General features: G+C 66.4%; 3 protein-coding genes. All 3 read right to left on the bottom strand.

Annotated elements, in window-relative coordinates; translation table 11 throughout:
- A partial coding sequence (locus JSV65_16980) for a hypothetical protein (GenBank protein UCH34208.1) occupies positions 1-372 on the bottom strand: 372 nt, incomplete at its 3' end.
- Positions 373-482: 110 nt separating this feature from the next.
- Positions 483-2,489 (bottom strand): hypothetical protein, encoded by a 2,007-nt coding sequence (locus JSV65_16975; GenBank protein UCH34207.1) that lies wholly within the window; start codon positions 2,487-2,489, stop codon positions 483-485.
- A gap of 73 nt (positions 2,490-2,562) precedes the next feature.
- Positions 2,563-3,347 (bottom strand): DNA polymerase I (locus JSV65_16970; protein ID UCH34206.1); only part of this gene is annotated, 785 nt, incomplete at its 5' end.

The following is a 3,347-nucleotide window of genomic DNA, read 5'->3' as shown; positions in this document are numbered from 1 at the left end:
TTGCACGAGGTGGTAGCGCGGGTGCTCCTGCGGCCCCTGCCTCCACATGAAGTCAAAGAGCACGGCGATCTGCCGCATCACCTCGCGCAGGGGCTGCTCCTCGACCCGCACCACGACCTTGTGCTCTTTGATCGCGGGGTCGCAGGTGATCTCGACGGGGTAGCCCGGTTCACCGGGAGCCGCGTCGGCGGTGATCTGCCGCAGCCGCGCGCAGAACTCCTCCAGCGAATCATACGCCACCGCGACGCTGATGGGCTGATCAAGGCGCGGATCGGGGCGCACATCCGGTTGGCTGTCCGCTTGCCCTGCGAACACCGCGCCCGCAGCGAAGACTAGCCCCGCCCACCACAGAGATGCTCCGAGCCTGTTCATCTCTCGACCTCCCGGTCGTCAGTCGCGGCGCCTTGGTTATCCCCGAACGCCTGGGATCAGTTCTCCGTCGCGGCCCATCTCGACGCGCTCCATGCAGGCGGGGCGCGAACTCACCCTCCTCGCTCGGATTGCCGCTCACTGGACAGGGGATAGAGCCATGTTTCCTCGCAGCCCGGCGGGTGCATGCCCAGGTCCACACTCCACTCGACCCGCTCCGCGGTCCACAGCTCGATCGAGAACTGCCGGCGCCGCAGCAGGCTCTTCGGGTAGCCGACCCATAACCGCAATTGGGCCAGCTTCGCCTCGAACTCGTGGCGCGGCAGCTTCTCCCGCATCTGTGCGAAGTCGCTGTACTGATAGCCGAGCATGTCGTTGGCAGCCGGCAGCAGGTCTTGCGGCAATTCGGTTGCCAGGTGAATCCCCGCCGTTCGCGCGCGGCCCCGCAAGCCCGCCGGTAGCAGGCTGTAGAGCTTCAGGGGATAGTAGCTTTCCCCCGTGATCGAACGCGCGTACTTGAGCGGATAATCCTCCTCATCGGGCAGAATCGTAGACGGCGCTCCCGGATAAGTAGACGGCGCTCCCGGATAAGTTGTCCGCCCCAGATTATTCGCCAGCCGCGGCGACAGGTTGCTCACCAGATAGATGTAGTCCTCGACCGTCACATGCTTCTCGTCGTCCGTGCGCCGCATCCACCCCTTGAGCACCGACGCCGGGACCTCTTCCGGGTCATCGGCGAACCACAGCAGGTTGCGCACGCGGAAGACACCGCCGTCCTTCGCCCACCAGTACCCGCGCTGCTCGCAGATGCGCGTCAGCGTGTACGCGATGTCGGTGTCAACGTAGTAGGTGCCCTCGGCGTCTTTCACGCCGGGGTACACCCCAGCGTCGCCTTCTTCCCACGGCGTCAGTCGGCTGTAGCGCTCAGGCCATGTCCAGTAGCAGTCGGCGATCAGGTTGACATCGAGGGCCTCTGCAGTATCCAGGAGCAGCTCCGGCAGATTCATGCGATCGGCTTTCACAGCCGCCCGCTCGCCGCTGGGATTGACGGCCTCGGATCGCTGCTGCGACCGCGCCCACTCGGGCACGACATGCCGCATTTTCAGTTCCTCTTCCGCCTGCTCGAAGACGTCAATGCCGTACGCGTTCTTCAGAGATGCCAGCGCATCGCCGCGCGTGTCGCCAGCGGGCACCCTCCCGGTTTGACGCCAGTCAAGCTCTTGCGCGAGGTCGGCCCAGCGGATGCCGGTGTGAAAGAACGCCAAGGAGTGTTGTCTAGCCTCAGCCCCGCCCTCGCCGCGCGGCCGCGCCACCAGCCACGCGCCAAGGTACAAAGGCTCGCCATAGTCTTTGCGCTCGAAGCGTATCTCGGCCTCATCCCACAACCAGTGTTCCGTCTGCTCGCGCTCAGGCCCGCGGCCCCGCTCCCTCCTCAGGAACCGCTCCTTGAGACTTGCCTGTTGCTCCGACGGAAGCGCTCGCAGCGGCATCGTCACTCGCTCGCCCGCGAAAACGGCCGCAATCCTGGCATCGTCGAGCAATAGAAACGGCTCGCAGTACTCCCGGTGCAGAAGGGCCCACGCTACCGCCGTCGGGTCCGTCCGCGCCAGGTCGTATAGTTCGTCGGGGCTGGACTTCAAAGCCAGCAGAGCGTTTCTGAACATCTCGTGGCCGCGTGCGTCCTGCTCCGCCACGTAGCGCTGCCGCAGGTCGACTGCAAGCTTCCCCCGCGCCTCGCTCTGCACGAGGTGGTAGCGCGGGTGCTCCTGCGGCCCCTGCCTCCACATGAAGTCAAAGAGCACGGCAATCTGCCGCATCACCTCGCGCAGGGGCTGCTCCTCGACCCGCACCACGACCTTGTGCTCTTTGATCGCGGGGTCGCAGGTGATCTCGACGGGGTAGCCCGCTTCACCGGGAGCCGCGTCGGCGGTCGTCTGCCGCAGGCGCGCGCAGAACTCCTCGAGCGAGTCATACGCCACCGCGACGCTGATGGGTTGATCCAGGCGTGGGTCGGCTCGAAGATCAGGCTGCTTGGCGGCCCGGTCGTTCGCGAGGAGCGCCGGCGCGGCGCCGCAGGCGATGATGCAGGACAGAACGTATGCGCGGAGCACGGCGGTCACGGTGCACCCCCGGTTACGTCGCTTTGCAGCACGTCTCGACTGTGCTGCGGCCTACCGGCGACCCGCCCCGCCGTCACGCGGCGGCGACAGGCTCCATGTCGGCCCAGTTGGGACCGGATTTCATCTCGACTTCGAGCGGCACCGCGAGCGGGTACGCCTGGCTCATGCACCGGCACACCAGCCTGGCGATCGCGACGAGTTCCTTTTCGGGCACTTCGAACAGCAACTCGTCGTGCACCTGGAGGATCATGCGCGTGCGGTGTTCTGCCTGTGCTAGCTCGCGATGTACGGCGAGCATGGCGAGCTTGATGATATCGGCGGCGCTGCCCTGGATCGGCGTGTTGATGGCGGTGCGCTCGGCAAACTCGCGCAGCTGGCGCGAGCGGCTCTGCAGATCGGGCAGGTTGCGCCGCCGCCCGAGGACCGTCGTCACGTGTCCCGTGCGGCGCGCCTCCTCCACCACCGCCTCCATGTAATCGCGCACGCCCGGGAACCTGCGGAAGTAGCGCGCGATGTATTCCTTCGCCTCGGCCTTGCTCACGCCCATGTCGCGCGACAGACCGTGCTCGCTCATGCCGTACGGAATGCCGAAGTTGACCACCTTCGCCAAGCGCCGCATGTCGGGGGTGACTCCGGGGGGCTCGACGCCGAAGATCTCGCATGCCGTGCTCGTGTGCAAGTCGTCGCCCGCCGCGAAGATCCCGAGCAGGCCCTCGTCGCGCGAGATGTGCGCCAGAACGCGCAGCTCGATCTGCGAGTAATCGGCTGCCAGCAGAACCCACCCCCGCTCCCCGGCGACAAACGCCCGGCGGATATCCTGCCCCAGATCACCGCGCACCGGGATGTTGTGCAGATTCG

The sequence above is a fragment of the Armatimonadota bacterium genome (assembly GCA_020354555.1).
GTDB lineage: Bacteria > Armatimonadota > Hebobacteria.
Note: the sequence above shows the minus strand (reverse complement) of the source record. Positions and strands in the feature narration are given on the sequence as shown.